This window comes from Bradyrhizobium sp. th-b2 (assembly GCF_000426785.1).
Classification (GTDB): domain Bacteria; phylum Pseudomonadota; class Alphaproteobacteria; order Rhizobiales; family Xanthobacteraceae; genus Bradyrhizobium; species Bradyrhizobium septentrionale.
In genome coordinates this window covers 183,067-203,250 of record NZ_AUGA01000009.1, presented here as the reverse complement: position 1 = coordinate 203,250, position 20,184 = coordinate 183,067, and the positions used below count along the sequence as shown (strand labels likewise).

The 20,184-nt window shown below is 64.1% G+C and carries 23 protein-coding genes; 11 read left to right on the top strand and 12 right to left on the bottom strand.

Features of this window, described 5'->3' with window-relative positions:
* Together K359_RS0116135 and K359_RS0116130 are read left to right on the top strand one after the other, a co-directional pair.
* Positions 1-275 (top strand): transposase domain-containing protein (locus K359_RS0116135; protein WP_029080274.1); only part of this gene is annotated, 275 nt, incomplete at its 5' end.
* A 69-nt stretch (positions 276-344) separates the two neighbouring features.
* Entirely contained in the window at positions 345-812 is a 468-nt protein-coding gene (locus tag K359_RS0116130; protein WP_029080273.1) for an IclR family transcriptional regulator C-terminal domain-containing protein, read from the top strand.
* A 2-nt stretch (positions 813-814) separates the two neighbouring features.
* Here the strand turns inward: K359_RS0116130 and K359_RS0116125 are convergent, their stop codons facing one another.
* From K359_RS0116125 to K359_RS0116110, 4 genes are all read right to left on the bottom strand, one after another.
* On the bottom strand, positions 815-1,444 hold the full coding sequence (locus K359_RS0116125; RefSeq protein ID WP_051346154.1) for a hypothetical protein: 630 nt from the start codon (positions 1,442-1,444) through the stop codon (positions 815-817).
* A complete protein-coding gene (locus K359_RS0116120) occupies positions 1,441-1,983 on the bottom strand; it encodes a c-type cytochrome (protein ID WP_051346153.1) in 543 nt (180 codons plus the stop codon). The genes K359_RS0116125 and K359_RS0116120 overlap by 4 nt, the downstream gene beginning before the upstream one ends.
* A gap of 68 nt (positions 1,984-2,051) precedes the next feature.
* Positions 2,052-3,824 (bottom strand): PQQ-dependent dehydrogenase, methanol/ethanol family, encoded by a 1,773-nt coding sequence (locus K359_RS0116115; RefSeq protein WP_245284625.1) that lies wholly within the window; start codon positions 3,822-3,824, stop codon positions 2,052-2,054.
* A gap of 120 nt (positions 3,825-3,944) precedes the next feature.
* Positions 3,945-4,325, bottom strand: coding sequence for a copper chaperone PCu(A)C (locus K359_RS0116110; RefSeq protein WP_051346152.1), 381 nt, complete (start codon positions 4,323-4,325; stop codon positions 3,945-3,947).
* A gap of 232 nt (positions 4,326-4,557) precedes the next feature.
* Between K359_RS0116110 and K359_RS0116105 the strand changes: the two genes are divergently transcribed.
* A complete protein-coding gene (locus tag K359_RS0116105) occupies positions 4,558-5,553 on the top strand; it encodes a phosphotransferase (RefSeq protein WP_029080268.1) in 996 nt (331 codons plus the stop codon).
* Here the strand turns inward: K359_RS0116105 and K359_RS0116100 are convergent, their stop codons facing one another.
* Both K359_RS0116100 and K359_RS0116095 read right to left on the bottom strand, forming a co-directional pair.
* A complete protein-coding gene (locus tag K359_RS0116100; protein WP_084518408.1) occupies positions 5,554-7,311 on the bottom strand; it encodes an EF-hand domain-containing protein in 1,758 nt (585 codons plus the stop codon). It abuts the gene before it with no gap.
* An 88-nt stretch (positions 7,312-7,399) separates the two neighbouring features.
* Positions 7,400-8,107 carry an NUDIX domain-containing protein gene (locus K359_RS0116095; protein ID WP_029080266.1) on the bottom strand — a complete coding sequence of 236 codons (708 nt, stop codon included), beginning with the start codon at positions 8,105-8,107 and terminating at the stop codon, positions 7,400-7,402.
* A 186-nt stretch (positions 8,108-8,293) separates the two neighbouring features.
* Between K359_RS0116095 and K359_RS0116090 the strand changes: the two genes are divergently transcribed.
* A complete protein-coding gene (locus K359_RS0116090) occupies positions 8,294-9,340 on the top strand; it encodes an SPFH domain-containing protein (RefSeq protein WP_029080265.1) in 1,047 nt (348 codons plus the stop codon).
* The gene (locus tag K359_RS0116085) at positions 9,324-10,259 is read left to right on the top strand and encodes a sugar kinase (protein ID WP_029080264.1); all 936 of its coding nucleotides are present in this window, start codon (positions 9,324-9,326) and stop codon (positions 10,257-10,259) included. The genes K359_RS0116090 and K359_RS0116085 overlap by 17 nt, the downstream gene beginning before the upstream one ends.
* A gap of 25 nt (positions 10,260-10,284) precedes the next feature.
* Here the strand turns inward: K359_RS0116085 and K359_RS0116080 are convergent, their stop codons facing one another.
* The 6 genes from K359_RS0116080 to K359_RS0116055 form a co-directional block, all read right to left on the bottom strand.
* A complete protein-coding gene (locus K359_RS0116080) occupies positions 10,285-10,467 on the bottom strand; it encodes a hypothetical protein (protein ID WP_035976650.1) in 183 nt (60 codons plus the stop codon).
* An 84-nt stretch (positions 10,468-10,551) separates the two neighbouring features.
* A complete protein-coding gene (locus K359_RS0116075) occupies positions 10,552-11,007 on the bottom strand; it encodes a cupin domain-containing protein (protein WP_029080262.1) in 456 nt (151 codons plus the stop codon).
* A gap of 102 nt (positions 11,008-11,109) precedes the next feature.
* Positions 11,110-11,625: a GNAT family N-acetyltransferase gene (locus tag K359_RS0116070; RefSeq protein WP_029080261.1), complete on the bottom strand. Its 516-nt coding sequence runs from the start codon at positions 11,623-11,625 to the stop codon at positions 11,110-11,112.
* A 535-nt stretch (positions 11,626-12,160) separates the two neighbouring features.
* Positions 12,161-12,415 (bottom strand): PilZ domain-containing protein, encoded by a 255-nt coding sequence (locus tag K359_RS66195; RefSeq protein WP_371261159.1) that lies wholly within the window; start codon positions 12,413-12,415, stop codon positions 12,161-12,163.
* Positions 12,416-12,534: 119 nt separating this feature from the next.
* On the bottom strand, positions 12,535-12,951 hold the full coding sequence (locus tag K359_RS61270) for a hypothetical protein (RefSeq protein WP_156928515.1): 417 nt from the start codon (positions 12,949-12,951) through the stop codon (positions 12,535-12,537).
* Positions 12,952-13,627: 676 nt separating this feature from the next.
* The gene (locus K359_RS0116055) at positions 13,628-14,548 is read right to left on the bottom strand and encodes a LysR substrate-binding domain-containing protein (RefSeq protein ID WP_029080259.1); all 921 of its coding nucleotides are present in this window, start codon (positions 14,546-14,548) and stop codon (positions 13,628-13,630) included.
* 97 nt (positions 14,549-14,645) lie between these two features.
* Between K359_RS0116055 and K359_RS0116050 the strand changes: the two genes are divergently transcribed.
* The 6 genes from K359_RS0116050 (at position 14,646) to K359_RS0116025 (ending at position 20,184) form a co-directional block, all read left to right on the top strand.
* Entirely contained in the window at positions 14,646-15,419 is a 774-nt protein-coding gene (locus tag K359_RS0116050) for an ABC transporter ATP-binding protein (RefSeq protein WP_035976647.1), read from the top strand.
* The gene (locus K359_RS0116045) at positions 15,416-16,138 is read left to right on the top strand and encodes an ABC transporter ATP-binding protein (RefSeq protein ID WP_029080257.1); all 723 of its coding nucleotides are present in this window, start codon (positions 15,416-15,418) and stop codon (positions 16,136-16,138) included. Before K359_RS0116050 ends, K359_RS0116045 begins: the two co-directional genes overlap by 4 nt.
* A 3-nt stretch (positions 16,139-16,141) precedes the next feature.
* Positions 16,142-17,056 carry a branched-chain amino acid ABC transporter permease gene (locus K359_RS0116040; RefSeq protein ID WP_029080256.1) on the top strand — a complete coding sequence of 305 codons (915 nt, stop codon included), beginning with the start codon at positions 16,142-16,144 and terminating at the stop codon, positions 17,054-17,056.
* Between the two features lie 3 nt (positions 17,057-17,059).
* A complete protein-coding gene (locus K359_RS0116035; RefSeq protein ID WP_029080255.1) occupies positions 17,060-18,133 on the top strand; it encodes a branched-chain amino acid ABC transporter permease in 1,074 nt (357 codons plus the stop codon).
* Between the two features lie 29 nt (positions 18,134-18,162).
* Positions 18,163-19,350 (top strand): ABC transporter substrate-binding protein, encoded by a 1,188-nt coding sequence (locus K359_RS0116030; RefSeq protein ID WP_084518407.1) that lies wholly within the window; start codon positions 18,163-18,165, stop codon positions 19,348-19,350.
* A gap of 105 nt (positions 19,351-19,455) precedes the next feature.
* On the top strand, positions 19,456-20,184 hold the full coding sequence (locus K359_RS0116025; RefSeq protein WP_029080253.1) for a LamB/YcsF family protein: 729 nt from the start codon (positions 19,456-19,458) through the stop codon (positions 20,182-20,184).

Sequence of the window (20,184 nt, the reverse complement as noted above, 5' to 3'; positions counted from 1 at the left end):
TGACCAACAATTGTGCTGAGCGCGCATTGAGAGGCATCGCCTTGGGAAGGCGCAACTGGACCTTCGCCGGCAGCCAGCGTGGTGCCGACCGTGCCGCCATCATGCTGACGATGATCACGACCTGTCGTCTCAACGACGTCGATCCGAAAGCCTGGCTCGCCGACGTCCTCGCCCGTATCGCCGATCTTCCCGCATCGCGTCTGCACGAATTGCTGCCCTGGGAATGGAAGCTCCTGCGCCAAGCCGACAAGCCCGCCGATCAGCAGGCCGCCTAACCTTCACGCAACGCCATCATAGAGCTCGCCGTACCCGCGCGCATGCGTCCATCACGCGGTCCTCGTCGTATGCGTACGCTCTACAGCCAGTACATCCGCGTGCTGCAGGGAACGACGCCGGTGCGCTATTATCTCGAGCCCGGTGCGCGGCGGCTGTTGACCCATTCGACCCCGGGCCGGGTGTTTCTCAGCCTGATGAACGACGAGGATGCGCGGCGGATCGTGCAGCGGATCAACGCCGAGGAAGCGCCGTCATCTGCGGTCCGCTTTCCGGATATCCAGCATGCGCTGGCCGTGATCCGCCGCCAGGGTTTTGCCTATACGCGCGACATGGGCACGCCCGGTCTGAGCGCGATTGCGATGCGGCTGACCGATACCGACCGGACGCCTCCGCTTGTCATCACGGTCGCTGGCCCAAGCGCGATCGTCTCCGCGGACGCCAGGGCGATCATCGGCAAGATGCGCGAGCTGGTCGAGCGTCAGTCGCCCGGCCTGCTCCCGCAGATCGACGTCGACGCGCCACCGATCGAGACCTGAGATCAGGACCCCGCGCGGCGGATCGTGATCCGGGTCTCGTCGGTCATGTCCTTCAATTCCTTGTTCGGCTCGCGATAGAGATGACGCTCGATCACGACGGTGCGGCCATCGGTGGTCTTGCTGCAGGTCTCGTCGACGAAGACGCCACCGACCTCCTGCTTGCCGCCGGCCGGCTCCGCGTTCGAGCAGGTCCAGCCGTCTTCGCCGTAGCGCGACCTCGCCTGCAGGCCGAGCAGGAAGGCCTTCTTGCGCAGATAGAGCCGTGCTTTCGGATCGGTCTCGATCGTCAGCGCCGCGATCTTGGCGTCCTGATCGATCATGACGGTCAGGATCGCCGGATGGCCGGCGACCATGGTGCCTTCCCGCGCGGTCTCGCGATCATACTCGAAGCGGATGCCGCGGAGCTGGTCCGGCCCGGCCGGGCAATTCGACCACTGCGCCCATTCAGCCAATCTGTGCGTGGTCTTCTCCCCGGCGCAGGTCAGGTTGATGTAGCCGGCGTCGGGAACGCTGCTGATCGCCATTCCGACATTGATGTCGCGCAGGTCGCCCGCGGTCGCCATCGCCGGCACCGCTGCGGTGACGGTGGCGGCGAAGACGAGGCCACGGATTGCCGATCGGTGCTTGCTCATGGCTTTGCCTTCTCGCTCTGGTCGGACGGCGCGGCGGCGTGGCCGGCGTCCTTGTAGACGTTGCAGACGCGCGAGCCATCGCCGAAGAAGGTGATGCACTCGTCATAGCTCGGCTCGCCCTTGCCCTTGACGTGGGCGAGCACGTAATCGGCGACCGCCTCGATCTCGTTGGGCCGCAGGAACACATTTGCCTCGGGCGGCATGCGGTCCGCGACATCCTGCCGGGTCATCTCGTAGCATTTCGTGGTGTCATAGGAGCCGCGCACGAAGAACGGCATGCCGGTGCCCGGCCGCCCGCACGTCACGGTCTCGATGATCTGCTCGCGCGTCAGCTCGGTCTTGCGCAGCGACAGCGCGTCGCCGCCATAGCCGCCGCCGCCATTGCCGTGCCATTTGTGGCAGCCGATGCAATTGCCGCGCTTGAACACCGCCTTGCCGGCATCGGTCGGATCGCTCGCCGACTGTGCCTGCGCCGTACTCACAAATCCCGTCACGAGCGCGCAGCCAAGCCACGCGCCAATCAACCATCCTTGCTTCATTTGTTTTGTTTCTCTGGATCAAAAGTGACGCGGGAGGCCTCTCACCGAGGCCTCCCGCGCGTGCGACGTCAAAGGGCGAACACGTAGAGCATCGAGCCCGGCTGCATCCGCTTCAGCTCGGGCGTGGCGTCGATGAACCACTTGTCCCAGGCACCGCCGAGGCCGACCAGGATCGCGACATACTGCTTGCCGTCCACCGAGAACGTCATCGGGGGCGCGTTGACGCCACCGCCGGTGTTGAACTCCCAGAGCTTCTGCAGCGACTTTGCGTCATAGGCGATCACCTCGCCGGACGGCTGTCCGGAGAACACCAGGTCGGGCGTCGCCAGGATGCCGCCGAGGTTCGGGAATTCCGTCTCCGCCTTCCCTGCCAACTTGCCAGTGGTGACGTCGATCGCGGTCACGCTGCCCGTAATCTTGAACGGCTGGCTCGGCCCGCCGCCGGTGAAGAACTCGCGCGCCTTCACCTTGTCCGGCGTCATCTCCTCGACCTTGATCCGGTTGCAGCTCTCGATCACCGGGATGTACCAGAGCTTCAGGTTCGGATTATACGCGGTCGGCGGCCAGTTCTTGCCGCCCATGTTGCCGGGGCAGATGTCCGTTTCCTTGTTGGTGCGGCTCGGCGTGACCGACGCGTTATACTTCTGCACGCCCTGCTTCGGATCATACTCCACCGGCTTGCCGGACTCGGGATCGAGACCCTTGGTCCAGGTCACCTTCTTGACGAAGGGCAGACCCCAGACGAACTTGCCACTGTTGCGGTCGATCGCATAGGCAAAGCCGTTGCGGTCGGCCTCGAGCGCGAGCTTCAGCGTCGTGTTGTTCGGACCGAGGACGTCGACCAGCACGTTCTCCGCCACGCTGTCATAGTCGTAGGGATCGTTCGGCGTGTGCTGGTAGTGCCACTTGATCTTGCCGGTGTCGGCATCGAGACCAAGCGAAGAGTCGGTGTAGAGGTTGTCGCCGGGCCGATACTCGTTGTCCCAGTCCGGTCCGGGATTGCCGATGCCCCAGACGATGGTGTTGGTCGACGGGTCGAAGCTGCCGGTGACCCAGGTCGATCCGCCACCGCTCGCCTTGGCGTTCTTGTCGTCCTTCCAGGTCTCGTGACCGGGCTCGTCCTTGCCCGGGATGGTGTGGGTGCGCCAGACTTCCTTCTGGCTCTTCAGGTCGGTCGCGGCGATCCAGCCGCGAATACCGTATTCGGCGCCCGCGACGCCCGTGATCGCCATCCCCTTGACGATCAAGGGTGCGCCGGTGATGACTTCGCCCTTGTCGGGATCGGCGACCTGGCGCTGCCAGGCAACCTGTCCGGTCTCCTTGTTGGTCGCGATCAGGCGGCCGTCGAGCGTGTGCGAGACGACGAGGTTATCCCACAGCGCGACGCCACGATTGTCGACGCCGCAGCAGGCGACCGCGCCGGCCCAGTCGTGGTCGGTCTTGGGATCCATCTTCCAGACCAGCACGCCTTTGCCGCCGTGGGCATCGATCTTGTAGACCGAACCCCAGCCGTCGGTGACGTACATGAATCCGTTCTCGACGATCGGAGTTCCCTCCAGGCCGCCATGCGACCAGATTCCGCCGCCCTCGACGCCGCCGAGATGCATGGTCCAGGCGACCTTCAGGTTCTTGACGTTGTCCTTGTTGATATCCGCCAGCGACGAGAAGCGCGTCGCCGAGTAGTTCTTGTGGTGGTGCAGCCAGTTGCCGGCTTCCTTGTCGGCATTGAGCAGACGCTCCTGGTTGACATCATCGGCGAGCGCGAAAGAGCCCGCGAAGGTCGCAGCGGATGCTACTGCCGCCGCGAGCATGTGCGATTTAACCCAATTCAACCTTGTCATAAGTTCATTTCCTCCGGATCTAGCATTCTTCATTGATCGAACCGCCCGTCACATACGGGCGATCGCGCGAGAAGCCTTGAGTCCCGACAGGTGACAGTCTCACCCGCCGCCTTCCGGTGGTCACTTCTGGACCAGCACCTCCGTCTCGATTGTTCCAGCCTTCTGGAAAACGATCGCGCATTTGAACGTCTCGCCGGGCGTGAGCGCCTGGCGCAGCTGCAGCAGCATGACGTGATAGCCGTCGCGCTTCAGCTCGAGCGTCCCCTTGGCCGGGACTGGTATATTGGATATCGAGCGCATAGCCGGCGCGCCTTCGCCGCGATCGACGATGTGACGCTCGGAAAAATTCGCGACCGGGCAGCGGACACGCAGCAGCACATCGGCGCTGTCGGCCTCGTTCTTGATCGTCATCGTCAAGGGAAGGTCCCCACCTTCTTTGTCGGCCGCCGGTACGCGCGCGTCCAAAATCTGCAAGGATTCGCTAGCGGCGGCGCGATGCATCACTCCGAACGTGCTGATCAGGCAGAATAATGGCAACGCGATCCATGATCTGCACTTAACGGTCTTGCACGCAACGGCGCAATGCAACCCCCGCTCGAACGACATCAAGTTCTCTCCCGATATGATTTTTGCGGCACTGTTTCATGCTTCGTCGCGCGCTGCCAGCAATAGATCGAGAACGCTGCATCAATGCGATTCCGGCACGCACAGCCGTCATGCTAGTTCTTTGTGCATGAGTGATCTCGATACACTTCCGCCTGTGCAGCGCGAAGCGGCGCATGCCGCACTGCGTGAAGTGATCGGCACGGCAACGATCGACGCCGTGACATCTGTTTCGGGCGGCGCCACGTCAGCGCAATTGTTCCGGATCGATGCGCGCGGCGAGAATTATTTGCTACGGATCGAGGGCATACCGAGCCCGCTGCGCAATCCGCATCAGTATGTCTCGCTTCGGATTGCCGCCGAGGCGGGCATCGCGCCGCGCCTCTATTATATCGACGAGACGTCGCGCGTCGCGATGATGGATTTCGTGCAGCGGCAGCCGCTCGGCCGCTATCCCGGCGGCCTGCCGGCGCTGGCAAGGGCGCTCGGCGAATTGCTGGCGCGCCTGCAGGCGACGCCGACCTTTCCGTCCTTCGTGCGCTATCCCGACATCGTGGCCCGGCTCTGGGCCCATGTTGGCCGCACCGGCCTGTTCGCACCCGGCGTGCTCGACCTGTGTAACGAACATCTCGAACGCATCCACGCGGCCTATATGTGGGATGACACGAACTCGGTCTCGAGCCACAACGACCCGCTTCCCGCCAACATCCTGTTCGACGGCGTCAGGCTCTGGATGATCGACTGGGAGTCCGCCTACCGCACCGATCCGCTGATCGATCTGGCTGTTGTCGGCGACAGCCTCGCACGGACGCCGGAACTGCAAGACATTCTGCATCGTGCCTGGCGCGGCCATCCGCTGAACGACGCGCTGCGCGCCCGGCTCGCGCACGTCCGCGCCCTCACCCGTCTCTATTACGCCGGCGTGCTGCTCAGCGCATCCGCCACCGCCCCGCGCACCACACCCGACACGAGCCTTGCGGCGCCGACGCTGGCCGAGCTCGCAGAGGCCACAAGCACCGGCCGGATAAAGGCCGGCACGCCGGCGGCCAAGCACGTGCTCGGGAAGATGTTCCTTGCCTCGTTCTTGACTGACGTTGCGACGCCCGGCTTCGATCTTTCGGTGTGACTAGCTGCAATTCGTGCGCGAGCCGCTGATCGGCTTCATCTCCGGCTCCGCAAGCACGCAGGTTGCGCTCAGATCGCCGTCGGGCGGCGGCACCTGGGACGGCAAGGTAAAGGTTCCGCGCGCACCGGCGGGAAGCCTGAGCTTCTTGGAGATCCTGAACTTGTCCGGCACCGTGAACGGCTTGAAGTCGCCATCGTTGATCCGAACGCCGCGGCTCATCCCGGTGACCATGAGCGCGCCGGTGTCAACCAGCTCCGCCAGACCTGCACGGCCCGGCAGTACGGAATAGTGGTTGACCGGATGCGCCGAGATCACCGCCTCGACGTCGATCTGCGCGATTCCTGCCGGGTAGTCCACCCGCACGTCGCGCCACAACAATTCTCCAAGGCCTTCCGTCGGCAACAGGATCGCGTTTCGAACCGGCCGGTCAGGAAAATGCCGCGCCGCCGGGACACGGAAGGTCCCCGCGCTCTGCTCGCCGCCGGTCTCATCCACGGCGCGTCCGAATAGCAGCGCCGCGATCTCTTCGGCACGACCATCCTTCATCGTTGCGTCCGTCGCTGGCACTAGGCATCCACTGTGTGCGGTAAAGTGGACCTTTTCGCGCGGCACGCCCATGACGCCGACAAGCGGCTTGCCACTGTGCTGCGGTCCCACACCGTTGGCGGCCGCGAACCGCTGCAGACGCGCGTCGCCCGCCTTGTCGACGGTCACGTCGGCATCGGCCACGACGCCGGCAATGCGTTCGGTCGCCCCGACGATGTCCCAGATCATCGCACCGCCGCTCGCCAGCGCGAGATAGATCGGCTCGGGTCCGGGCGCGATCTCGACGGTCGTCACAAAGGTCACCCGGTCCTGGTTGCCGACCCAGGCGTTCGAGAGCGCCTTGCCCTCCTGCGCCCCCAGAAGAATCAGACGCACCTCGCGCGGGACGGCGGGCACATCACACCCCGCCACCGCGGCTTGCAGCTGCTGTTTCCGGAGCTGAATCTCCCGCGCACGCTGCGCCGCCTGTCGGGCCTCGTTCAGGCGCTTGCCGAAATCCGCGAATTCGCCGGCGGATATCCGGCCATCGCGATCCTGGTCGATCGCGGCAAATTGGTCGCGCACGGCCGCTTCATATTCGGCGAGAGAGACGGCGCCATCTCCGTTCGCATCGAGCGTCATCGGGACGTACTGGGTCATGTTTTGCTGCCAGCTGACGCTGGCCTGATCGGCCTGCCGCTGGCCTTCCTGCCGGATTTCTGCGGCGCTGATGACGCCATCCTGGTCGGCGTCCAGCTTGAGAGCTTCGCTGACAAGCCTGTCGAGCTGCAGACGAACCTGCTCAGGCGTTGGCTCGAGCTGCACCCCGTTGGCGTGGATCATTTGCCGCGCCCGCGGCTGCATCACCGCGATGATCTCTGCCTTCGTGACGGCTCCGTCACCATCGAGATCGTAAGCCAGGACCTGCGTAACGACCTGCAAGCGCCGCTGCGCGGCCGCTATCTTGCGCAGATCGTCGATGCCTTGCGCGGTGACCCCGCGCTCGTCCGGATTGCTCTGATAGAACGCAGCCAGCATCTGCGACCTGACCTGCTCCCAGGTCACGTCCGCACGCATCGCGCCGCCCATCCTGTTGATGATCCATTCCGAATTGGCGCTGGCCGGCGCAGAGAAAACGCCAAGACACATCGCCGAAGCGCCCAGAAGGCGAACCAACCGCAACCGCATTTCATACTCCACTATTCCAGGTTGAACGATGTGGCGCAGGCGCATTAAATTTGCCGTCCCGGATTGCTTCAAATTTGTCCGGGTTGCAGCGACCCTGCGGGTTGCAACGCAGGCAGAGCGTCGCGGAAGATCGTCACTCCGGTGGATTGAACGTCCGCGCGAAGAACACCGGGGCCTTGGCTTTCTTCAACCGGTAGAGCTGCGCCGGCCGGTTCGGGCCCTTGCGCATCTTCGCAACCGGCTCGATCAGGTCGGCGGCGAGCATGCGCGTGCGGAACGCGCTCTTCTCCAGCGGGCGATCGAGCACGATCTCAAAGGTCCGCTGCAATTCCGGCAGCGTGAATTCCGGCGGCATCAGATAGGCCGGCAGCGAGGTGTACTCGACCTTGCTGCGCAGGCGCTGGATCGCGGCCTGCAGGATCTCGGCATGGTCGAAGGCAAGCTTCGGCCGCACCTTCTCGCCCTCGACCGCGAACCACTGCGCATCCGCGGCCAGCGCCCCGCCCGCGGCGTGCTCGCCCAGCAATGCGAAATAGGCGTGCGTCGCAGACCAGCCGCGCGGATCCCGCGTGGCGCTGCCCCAGCTGCCGAGTTGCTCCAGATAGGGGCTGACCACGCCGGTCTTGTCCTTCAGCTTGCGCGCCGCGCAGGCTTCGAGGTCGCGATCGCCGGCGATGTCGACGAAGCCGCCGGGCAACGCCCAAGCCGCTGGAAACGGCTCGGTTTCCGCTCTTGGGCGTTGAACCAAGAGGACCTGAAGCGCGTCCGACCTGATGGCGAAGATGACGACGTCGACCGTCGTCAGCGGCCGCGGAAAGTCGAGATCCGGCTTCTCGGGCATGCTCTCCCCTGCTCCTCTAGAGCTTCTTGTCTTGACGCGTTTTCTTCACGCGAACCGGTGTCCACTTCGCTCGAAAACGCTCTGGTGGCGTGAACCGTTTCGCGCCCCGGCTTGACAATAACATACTTAGTTGTACAGTCCAACTAATTTAGTTGCTCAGACACACTTACTATAGGAGTGCACGCCATGTTCGGTCTCCGCTTCATCAAGGCCCAGCCGACCACCTACCTCATGAAATTCCGCCGCGGCGCGGTGACCCAGCAAGGCGCTGGCCTGTCCGGCTTCTACTATGGGCCGGTCACCTCGCTGGTCGCGGTCCCGATCGGCAGCCGCGACGCCGCCTTCATCTTCCAGCAGATCGCCCGCGACTTTCAGGCGCTGACCATTCAGGGCCATGTCACCTATCGGATCAGCGAGCCGCAAAAAGCCGCCGCGATGCTCAACTTCACCCTCAAGGCCGACGGCAAGACCTACGAGTCCGACGACCCGGAGAAGCTGCCGCAGCGGATCCTCGCCACCGTCGAGGTGCTGGCGCAGCAGGCAGTGAAGGAGCTGACCTTGAAGGAGGCCCTGCAGGCCGCCGACCGCATCGCCGGCTTGATCGAGACAGGCCTGCGCGGCCGCGCCGGTATCGCTTCGCTTGGCCTGGAAATCCTCGGCGTCTCGATCCGCGGCATCAAGCCGACGCCGGATACCGCCAAGGCGCTGGAGGCCGAGGCGCGCGAAGGGATCCTCAAGAGCGCGGACGAGGCGATCTTCGCGCGGCGCAATTTTGCCGTGGAACAGGAACGCGCCATCCGCGAGAGCGAGCTCGACACCGAGATCGCGGTCGAGCAGAAGAAGCGCTCGATCCGGGAGACCCAGATGGATGCCGAGGCGAGCGTCGCCGCCAAGCAGGCCGAGCTGCGCGAGGCCGGCATGGTCGCCGACATCACGCTGGAGAGCAAGCGCAAGGACTTCGTCGGCCTCAATGCCGAGAACACCCGCACGCTGGCGGATGCCGAGGCCTATCGGGTCGGGGCGCTGATGAAGATCTTCGAGGGCGTCGACACCCGCGTGATCCAGGCGCTCGCCTCAGCCGGCATGCAGCCGGGACAGCTGATCGCGCAGGCCTTCAGCGGCATCGCCGAAAAGGCCGAGAAGATCGGCCAGCTCAACGTCTCGCCCGATCTGCTGAACGCGCTCTTGGAGAAGCCCGCCGCTGTGGAGGTTGCCCGTGCCCGCCGACAATGACCGCAAGATCGTCCTCGTCACCCGCAAGACGCGGCTCGAGGAACTGATCGCAAAATACCTGACCGCGGCGCAGGCCCGCTTCTATGTCGAGCATCTCGGCGCCGACTTCTCCGACTACCAGCGCGAGCACGATGTCTACCAGGCCGAGCGCCACGTCACCGTGCGGGCGCTGGAGCAATGGGGCCGCTACCAGATCATCGACCGGAGTTTTTTGCCGAACTTCATCTTCGGCCCTGCCGACATCGTGGTGGCGCTCGGCCAGGATGGCGTCGTCGCCAACACGATGAAGTATCTCGACGGCCATCCGCTGATCGGGCTCAACCCCGATGCGAAGCGCTATGACGGCATCCTGCTGCCGTTCGTGCCACGCGATCTCCCTGCCCTGCTGCGCGAGGTCGCATCCGACAGACGCGGCCACAAGGCGGTGACCATGGCCAGGGCCGAGCTCACCAACGGCCAGGTGCTCTACGCCGTCAACGACCTCTTCGTCGGCGCGCGCACTCATACGTCAGCCGTCTACGAGATCGCGCTCGCCGGGCAGAAGGAACGGCAGTCGTCGAGCGGCCTGATCGTGGCGACCGGCCTCGGCTCGACCGCCTGGTTCAAGAGCATCGTCACCGGCTCGCTCGCGATCGCAGGCAGCTTCGGCAATGGCGGCAGCGCCCCGCCCTATCTGCCGCAGCCGTGGGACGCGGGCGTACTGCGCTTTGCGGTGCGCGAGCCGTTTCCAAGCCGCACCTCGCAGGTCACGCTGGTCTGCGGCAGCCTCGACCGCGCCGAGCGCCTCAGCCTGCGCTCGCTGATGCCCGAGAACGGCGTCATCTTCAGCGACGGCATCGAAGCCGACCGGCTCGATTTCAATTCGGGGACGGAAGCCCAGATCACAGTCGCCGAGCGCGAAGGACGGCTGGTGGTGTGAGGCCGCCGGCGTTCGCGCGGCTGGTTCACTGCGGCACCGGGTGCAATTTCGCGAGCTGGTCGATCGACAGTGTGGCCTCGCGCTCCGTCAGCGGAAAGCGCACAATGATGTCCTGGCGGCCAAGCTGCCCCCACAGCCCGTCCGACGACCATTTCTGCGGCTCAGGCCCGCGTGGGCCATCAAGCCAAACGAAATACCATTCCGTCATCGCAATGTATCCAGACGCGATCCCTGGAAATTTGGGCCTTTGGCGATCAATCCGCAATGCCCAACCGCTGCCGCGTCCGTTCGGCTATTCGTAGGGCCTGCCGTCCTTGTGCAGGAAGCGGCCGTCGGAGCTCGGGCTCATCATGTCGATGTCGGAGCAGGTGATGACGTCGGCGCGCGAGCGCGAGCCGACCTCAAGATAGGTCGCCGTCATCTGCGACCGGTTGATCAGATGGTGTCCGTTGCCGGAGTTTTTCGGAAACGCCGCGCAATCGCCGGCGCGCAGCACGGTCTCGCCGCCGTCTTCCACCAGCACCACCTCGCCCGCGAGCACATAGACGAACTCGTCCTCGTCCGAATGCCAATGGCGCTGGCTCGACCAGTTGCCCGGCGGCAACCGCATCAGATTGACGCCGAAGTCGGCGAGCCCGCCGGCGTCGCCGAGACGCTGCCGCACGCGCTCGGCGCATGGCGCGGCAAACTCGGCCGGATAACCCGTCCCCTTGCGTTCCGGCACTTTTGTCAGGTCGATCTTCGGCATGGCTGTTTCCCGGGCGATGGCGGCAAGCGAATGCGCGACCTATGCGTGGACGTGCATCGATCGCAACGGCCCGCCGCAACCGGGGCGCTGCATCGCGCGCAGTCAGCCGCGCGCGACGAGATCCTTCGCCATCAGGATGTCGTCATAATAGCGACCGTCGATCTTCAGCGCGCGCTGCTCCAGCCCGTACTCGACAAAGCCCGCGCTGCGGTAGAGCCGATGGGCCTGCTCGTTGTCCTTCACCACCGCGATCAGCACCAGCTCGACCGTTTCAGCGGCAAGATCGAGCACGGCATCGATCAGAACGCGGCCGACGCCGGCGCGCCGTGCCGCCGGCCGCACATACATGCCGACCAGTTCGCCCTTGTGCCGCTGCTTCGGCCCGACGCCAGCGACGAAGCCGACGATGCCTGCGAGTTCGCCGCCGCGAAACGCGCCAAGTATCACCGCGCCGCGCTCCAGCCGCTCCGCGAACCAGCCTGTGGGATGGACACTCTCCGTCTCATAGGCGCTGCCGAACGCCTCCGGGCTCAAGCGCAACGCCTCGAGGCGGATGTCGCGATAGATGGCAGCGTCCGCGGGCAAGAGCCGGCGAATCTCGATGGATGGCACGCTCATTCCGAGTCCCTGCGATCGGGTGGATGTCTCACACCAGCGAATAGCAGGTTCCCGCCCTTGCCGCGATATCGGCGCGAGCGATCCTGCCGCCGGGCGGCGGTCGCGGCGGATCAACTCACGATGTTGAAGTTGGCTGCCGTGACCCTGTCTACCGTCGCACCGTTCTACGCCAAGGATAAGGCGAGCGGCGTTCTCGGCTCCTACTGTTCGCTAAGCCCTTGTCCGGAATTCACGTTGGCCAGATCGGTGCCCCGAACGCAGGCAGGTCAGCCCGATCTCGATCAGCCTTCTCTGGCTGATCGACGCGTCGCTCGTAGTGAGCGGCCAGCTGCAACAGGCGCTTCCTGATGAACGGGTCAGCTTGCTCTGCAAGCGCCCGCACGGTCCGCGCCCTCTCTCTGCAAAAATCGTCGTCCATGGTGTCCCGCTGAAATCACAGCGGGATAGTGTCAGCTAAGCGTGTGATGGCATGTGAACTAGCTTACACTGTCGTGGCATTTCCCCTCAATTCGAGGTTATCAACCACCCGCCCCTGTCATCCAGCAACGAATGCGACGCCAACCCATGCGCCTTTTCGCCAAACGACGTTGCACGAGTAAGTCTTGTTCGGTGGAACAATAAGCGTGAATTGGTCGGGAAGGGGTGACGGCGGATCATCCGCCTCCAGCGCCGCGCCATTCTCTGTGATGTCGCCGACGACACAGCACAGTGACATGTCGCCGAACCTGATTAGCGCATTGTCCAGCGATGGATTACGCACAGACTTGCGTCTGTCGGGAAAAGCAACCATTTCCGAGCCCATCAATAACTAATGCAAATTAGATCGATGCTGCGCGTGAAAGATTGCGTTTCTACTAACGATCGGGGTACCGCGCGCGCCGCGACCAGCGCGAAGCCGGCGCCGCTGCGTCACGCTGTGCGCCGGTTGGATCGGCTTTTCCCGCGGCGGCGCCGCGGCTTCTGACGACGGTTTCTGGGTAGATCAAGTGATCTTGCCGCATCCGTTGCCGGCTGCGCAGCGGGCTCGCCAGGCGGCAGATCGGCGGTCGATCGAGGCGGCTCTCTCCGAACGGCGACAGCCGTTTCGAGCGCGGAGAGGAATTGCCGACCTTCTTCTGTGATCGACCAGCCTTCAACATCACGGAGCACGAACCTGGCCGAGAAGATATTCAGGTCAGGCGCATGCGCGAGCAGCCGCTTCATGCGATCGGTCCAGTCTTTGCCGCTATTCATCAGGATTTCGACGGCATGCCGTACTTCGGCAACAGACGCCCGCCCGGCGGGTTGGCCGGCCAGCACTTTCAGGACGGTCAACTGGAACGACACTCCCCCATCTCCAGTCACTGGGTGTGCAGTTTCCGGCGCAAGGAATCAGCCACAAATGTGTGACGTCAATAACATGGCGCGGTTAACCTCAACTAAATTGGGCTAACCCGAGCGCAGGAGTTCCAGATTTAACCTCGCCGCGCGACATCAAGCTTAACGCGCGAGTTCGTTTGCCTTGATGCTCAGAAGCCCTCAGACATCAGCGTACCGGATATTGCCCTCCATCCGGGTCCACCATGGCGAAGCCGTCGCGCCAGGATATTCGGCGTGGCGGCTTCGTACATACGAACCGATCAAATTGACTGAAGAAGCTGCATGACGAAGCCTGACTGGATGTCGCTTTGGCACGTGTGGACTGTGATTGTCCCACGGCGAACAATTACGAGCGAGTTGGCTTGGGGGCGCGTCTGGCGACGGTTTGACGGACGATCGTGGATATACAAGCGGTTCGCCGAACTTGAAATCGAAGTGGACCGCTGATCCAAAGCGCCCGCAGGACTGCCACGCCCGCGGCTGCTAGGCGGTTCGTAATGAGCGGGCAGCCCCTTGGAACGGAGGCGCCGTGGGGGCACGGTGCCAACCGCGCTCAGACGCTAGCACGAACGCCATTGCAGCTCTTGTTAGTTGGGTCACAGTCGCGGCGACGGCCCTTCACGTGCCCCCTTGACCGCCATCCTCAGTCGAACTGGATCGGCTCCGATCCCGGATAAGCGTGCGCGACAAACTCGCAGAAGGCGCGGGCCGCCGGAGAAAGCCGCGCCTTGCTTTTCCAGGCAAGGCCGACGTCCATCGTGTGCACGTCATCGTCCAGCACCTTGACGTCGATACGGTGGCCCTCGAGGGACCAGGGCCGATAAACCATGTCGGACAGGATTGTGATGCCCATTCCGGTCGCCACCATGCTTCGAACCGCTTCCACAGACAACGTTCGGAAGGTCACGTTGGGGACATGCGGGGTACGCTGCCAGTAACGCATCGCGGAACGTTCGGCTTCGTCGACCGTCAACATCAGATACGGCTCGCCGGCAAGGTCGGCCAGCGTGACCTTGTCCTTGCGCAACAGCGGATGATTGGCGCAGGTCCAGAGCCGGCGCGGAGACCGCAGCAAGAGCCGTGAATGGATGCTGCGCCGATCATGCAAATTCGAGACAAGCATGATCGCGGCATCGACGCTGCCCTTCACCAGGCTCTGCTCGATGGCGTCGCGCTGAAACTCATGAAGCCGCACGGTAATGCCCGGAAAGGATCGCCAGAAGCGCGACAGCAGCGGCGGCAGGAAATATCCGGCCACCGTGTAGCTGACCGCGACGTCGACGGTGCCGTCGACCTGGGTGCCCCAGCGGTGCGGCCCCCGCATCGCATCCGACACGCTGGCTTCGACGGCGCGGGCGCGCTGCAGGAACTGCTGACCATCGACGGTGAGCGTGACGCCGTTGGAATGCCGGTCGAACAGCTTGTGGCCGAGGTCGGCTTCAAGCGCCTTGATCGATGCCGTGACGGCCGATTGCGTCACGTTGAGCGCAGCCGCAGCCGCCGAAACCCTCCCGGATTCCGCGGTGGCAATGAAGTGGCGGACCTGACGGAAAGTCAGGGTCATCAATTTTTCCGATATCAGTGACTACTTTTTCGAATTTTACAATCGCCCCGCGCGTCTAAAAAATCAATCGTTGCTTCGCGTAGGGGACGGCAGCTCGATGACTTCCCAAGGCTTGGAGTTGGTCGCTCGCGACGTCAGCGTCCAATTCGATGGCCTGAAAGCGCTGTCGAACGTGACCTTGGCTGTCCCCCGCGGCCGCATCACCGGATTGATCGGGCCCAACGGCGCGGGAAAGACCACACTGATCAACGTCCTGACCGGATTCCAGCCGGTCGGCACGGGAACTGTGGAGCTGGAGGGTGCCGCGATCGGCGGCATTGCCGCGCACAAACTGCGGCGCATGGGCGTCGCGCGCACGTTTCAGTCCGGGCGGCTGTTCCGCGATCTCCCTGTTCTCGACAACCTCGAGGTGACCGGCGTCGGCCTCGGCCTGAGCCGGCGCGACGCGATTGCGGAAGCCAGGCGCGTCTTGACCTGGCTCGGCATTTCGCCGCTCGCAGCCACAATTGCCGGCGCCCTGCCCTATACCGACGAACGCCGCGTTGCGATCGGCCGCGCCATCATGTGCACGCCGCGCTATCTGCTGCTCGACGAGCCCGCAGCCGGCATGTCCGAGCATGAGAGCCACGATCTGGCCGTGGTCATCAAGCGGATCGCGGGCGAGCTCGGCATCGGCGTTCTCCTGATCGAGCATAACATCGGGCTCGTGCTCGAACTGTGCGAACGCATCTTCGTGCTGGATTCCGGCGAGATCATCGAGGTCGGTGCGCCCGACCAGATCCGCCGCAGCGACGCGGTTCGCCATGCCTATATGGGCACGCAGCAGGACGAGGTCGTTCCGGCGCTCGCGGAAGAGGCCGCGGCGTCATGACCTTGCTGGCGGTCAACGACATCACCGTGAGCTATGGGCGCCTCACTGCCCTGCGTGGCGTCACGCTGACCATCGCCGAGGGTGAGATCCTGTTCGTGACCGGCCCCAACGGCGCCGGGAAGTCGACCCTGCTGAATGCGATCGCCGGCGTCGTGCCGACAGGCTCGGGCAGCATTACGCTGGACGGCGGGCGCGTGACCGGCGCAGCACCGGAAGAGATCGCACGGCGCGGATTTTCGCTGGTGCCCGAAGGACGCAACGTGTTCGGCGGACTGACCGTCGAAGAGAACCTGAAGGTCGGCACCGGCATGCGCGCCGACCGGAGCAAAATTGCTGGCGATCTCGAGTCCGTCTACCGGGATTTTCCGATGCTGGCAGAGCGCCGCCACACCACGGCCGGGATGCTGTCGGGTGGTCAGCAACAGATGCTGGTGATCGGCCGCGCCTTGATGGCGGCGCCCCGCATCATGGCAATCGACGAACCGTCGCTCGGCCTTGCGCCCAAGATCATCGACCAAGTCTACGAGATCCTGATGCGGCTGCGCGCGCAGCGCAAGCTCACGCTGCTGATCGTCGAGCAAAGCTCGACCCGCGCCAAGATGACGGGCGGGCGAATGGTCCTGATCCGGGGCGGACGCATCGTGCTGGAGGGTGAGGCCGCCGACATGGTCAAGGACGCACGGCTGAAACAGGCCTATTTCGGCTTCGGGGACCATTAGACCATGACTGCCGCCCTGCAAATCGTGTTCGACGCGTTGAGCCTGGGCAGCCTTTATGCGCTCGGCGCCCTCGGTATAGCGGCGGTGTTCGGGGTCATGCGCCTGGTGAACTTTGCGCATGGCGACTTCATCGCCTTTTGCGTCTTCGCCATGTTGTTGCCGTCGGTGGATGCCGCCGCGATCGTATTTGCCGGCCGGCTGCCGTTCTACCTGCTGATCCCCCTGCTGCTGCTGGTCGGCGCCGGGCTGTCGATGCTGTCGGAAGTCGTAGTCTTCCGCCGCTTCCGCAACGCCAATCCGGCGACCATGATGATCGCGTCCTTTGCGCTCGGCTTCGTGATCCGGCACCTGTTATTGTTGCTCTATTCGAGCCGCCCGAAGTCGATCACGCTGTGGCCGGGCCTCGGCCTGCCGGTGGAGTTTCTCGGCGCCCATATTCCGATGCTGCAGGTCGTGACCATCATCATCACGCTGGTGGTGCTCGCCGCGCTGGTGCTGTTCCTGAAGCGCACGCGCTACGGCCTCGAGATGCGTGCCGCCGCCGAGAATTTCACCATGGCCCGCATGCTCGGCGTACGCGCCAACGGCGTCATTCTGCTGGCCTTTGCCATCAGCGGCATGCTGGCGGCGGCGATCGGCCTGATCCTCGCCACCAATTCCGGCACCGCCGATATCGGGATGGGCGCCAATGTCATGCTGATCGCCTTCATCGCGACCGTGATCGGCGGGCTCGGCAGTGTGCCCGGCGCGGTCGCCGCCGGCTTCCTGATCGGGGCTGCGAGCGTCGTGTTCCAGGCCACCCTGCCGCACGATGCCCGCGTGTTCCGCGACGCCTTCGTCTATGGCGCGGTGATCGTGGTCCTGCTGGTTCGTCCGCAGGGCCTGTTCGCCCCCAAATCCGCCAAGCAGCGAGTCTGATTCATGTCGCGGCCGCCATCCGTCATCCGGCAAACGATCATCACCCCGATCATCCTGATCGTGGTGCTGCTGGCCATGACGGCCTTGACTTATCAGTTCGGCAGCCGCGCCTTCAATCGCACCGCGATCGAAATGTTCATCAACATCATGGTGGTGGTCGGCCTGTACGCCTTCGTCGGCAATTCCGGCCTGCTGTCATTCGGGCATATCAGCTTCATGTGCCTCGGCGCCTACATGACGGCATGGCTGGCGATCCCGCCGGTCATGAAGTCGATCACGCTCAAGGGATTGCCGGCCTGGCTGCTGCACACGCAATTGCCGATGTGGATCGCGACGCCGATCTCCGGCCTGTTTGCGGCGCTGTTTGCGCTGATCGTCGGGCGCATCATCATGCGCCTCTCCGGGATTGCCGCCTCGATCGCCACCTTCGGCCTGCTCGGCGTCGTCAACAACGTCTATTCGAACTGGGACTCGGTCACCGGCGGACAGGGTTCGATCGTCGGAATTCCCCCGACCATGAACGTCTGGGTCGGGTGGCTCGGCGCCGCGGTCGCCATCGCGATCGCCTATCTCTACTCGGTGTCGCGCTCCGGGCTCGCGCTGCGCGCGGCGCGTGACGAGGCCGTCGCCGCCAGCGCTTCCGGGGTCGATATCGTGCGTGAGCGGCTGGTCGCCTTCGTGGTCAGCGCCTTCATCATCGGTCTGGCAGGCGCGCTCTATGCGCACTTCCTGAGCATCGTCAATCCCGGCTCGTTCTACCTGCGCACCACCTTCATCGCGCTGTCGATGCTGGTGGTCGGCGGCATGTACAGCCTCAGCGGGGCGGTGTCCGGCGTGGTCGCGATGTCGGTGCTGATCGAGCTGTTTCGCAACCTCGAAAAGGGCTTCAGCGTCGGCAGCCTGACCGTTGGGTTGCCGAACGGCGCCCAGGAGATCGCGATCGGCATCATCACCATCATCATCCTGATCTACCTGCCGAGCGGTCTGACCCGCAACCGCGAATTCACATGGCGCGGCTGGCCGCTGCAGCGGCGCCTTGCACAGCCAGTACAGACTGCGCTGAAGGAAACCAACTGAAGTTCGTTGCATCATTGGAGGAGTGGATCATGCGTTTTACCAAGATACTGGGGATACTGGCCGGCGTGTCCACATTGTGGCTCACACCGTCCCACGCCGCGAACGAGATCGTGGTCGGGTTCGCGACCGCCGCGTCGGGCTTCATGCAGGCCTATGACAAGCCGGCGCAGGATGCCGCCCTGATCCGCATCGACGAGATCAACAAGGCGGGCGGCCTGCTTGGCAAGAAGATCAAGCCGGTGTTCGCCGACACCAAGACCGACCAGGCCGAAGGTGCCAAGGCAGGACTTGCGGTGCTCGACCAGGGTGCCGACCTCGTCATCGTCTCCTGCGACTACGATTTCGGCGCGCCGGCCGCGCTGCAGGCGCAGGCGGCCGGCAAGGTCTCCTTCTTCCTGTGCGCCGAATCGATCAAGGCCGGCATCCCCGGCGTCGGGCCGTTCTCGTTCTCGGCCTCGGTGCTGGCGCCGGTGCAGGGCGCGACCATGTCGGAATGGGCCTATACCAAGAAGAATGTCCGCAGCTTTTACCGGCTGCTCGACAGCTGGACCGTCTACAACAAGGGCATCTGCGACGGCTTCGACTGGATGCTGCCTCGTCTGAAGGACGCCACCCTCGCCGGCAGCGACACCTTCAAGAACGACGACGCCTCGATCGCATCCCAGATCACGCGGATCAAGAGCCTGCCCAAGGAACCCGACGCCATCATGCTCTGCACCATGATGCCGGGCGCCGTCTCTGCCATCAAGCAGATCCGCGCCGCCGGCATCAAATCGATGATCCTCAACGGCTCGGGCGTCGACGGCAGCTATTGGCTGAACGCCGTGCCCGACCTGTCGAACTTCTACGTCCCGGTGCAAGGCTCGGTCTATGGCGACGATCCGAACCCGAAGGTCAACGAGTTCAACAAGAAGTACAAGGAAGTCACCGGCGGCGATCCGTCCAGCCAGTACGTCTATCCGGGCTACGTCCTGATCGACGTCTGGGCCAAGGCGGTCGAACGCGCCAAGACGACCGACGCTGCGGGCGTGGTGGCCGAGCTCGAGAAAATGAACAACGAGTCGACGCTGTTCGGGCCGCGCACTTTCACCAAGGACATCCACCACCAGAACCAGGGCCGTTATCTGATCGTCGACACCGAGGCCGGCAAACCGAAGGTGATCGATCAGTGGACGATCTCGGAAAAAATCCCGGTCGACTATTTGATCTCCAAATAGGCTCGCCGCGCGCCGCGTGCGGATGCCTCGTCGCATCCGCAAGCGGGCCGGCCGATCGGATCACACGCAACAACCCGGAACAGGACAACGGGAGGAAAGTGAAATATGGTCGTCATCAATTGCGACATGGGCGAAGCCTACGGACTCTACAGGATGGGCGATGACAAGGCCCTGATGCCTCATATCGACGTCGCGAACGTCGCCTGCGGCTTTCATGCCTCCGACTTCAACCACATGCGCAAGACCGTGCAACTGGCCAGGCAGCATGGCGTCAAAGTCGGCGCCCACCCGTCGCTGCCTGATCTGCAGGGCTTCGGGCGCAGGGAGATGAAGATCGATCGCGACGAGCTCGCGAACTGCCTGCTCTATCAGATCGGTGCGCTCAAGGCGTTCCTCGATGCCGAGGGCATGCCGCTCAATCACATTAAACCGCACGGCGCGCTGTACGGCATGGCATCCCGCAACGAGGACATCGCGGAGGCAGTCGCCGACGCCGCCGATGTCTACAAGGTGCCGTTGCTCGGCATGAAGGGCACGCTGCATCAGAAGGTCTACGAGCGCCGCGGCCACACCTTCGTCGCCGAATACTATGCCGATCTCGACTACAACGCCGACGGCAGCCTCATCATCACCCGCGAACACGACGCCAAGGATCCCGTCGATGCGGCCTCACGCTGCACGCGCGCGGTGAACGAGGGCAAGACCCGCACGGTGGCCGGAAACGACATCATTGTCGGGGCCGATTCCATCTGCATCCATTCCGACACACCCAATGCGGTTGCCATCGCGGAGGCGGTTCGCGAAGCGGTGCGTCCCTATCTGACGGCGCCCTGA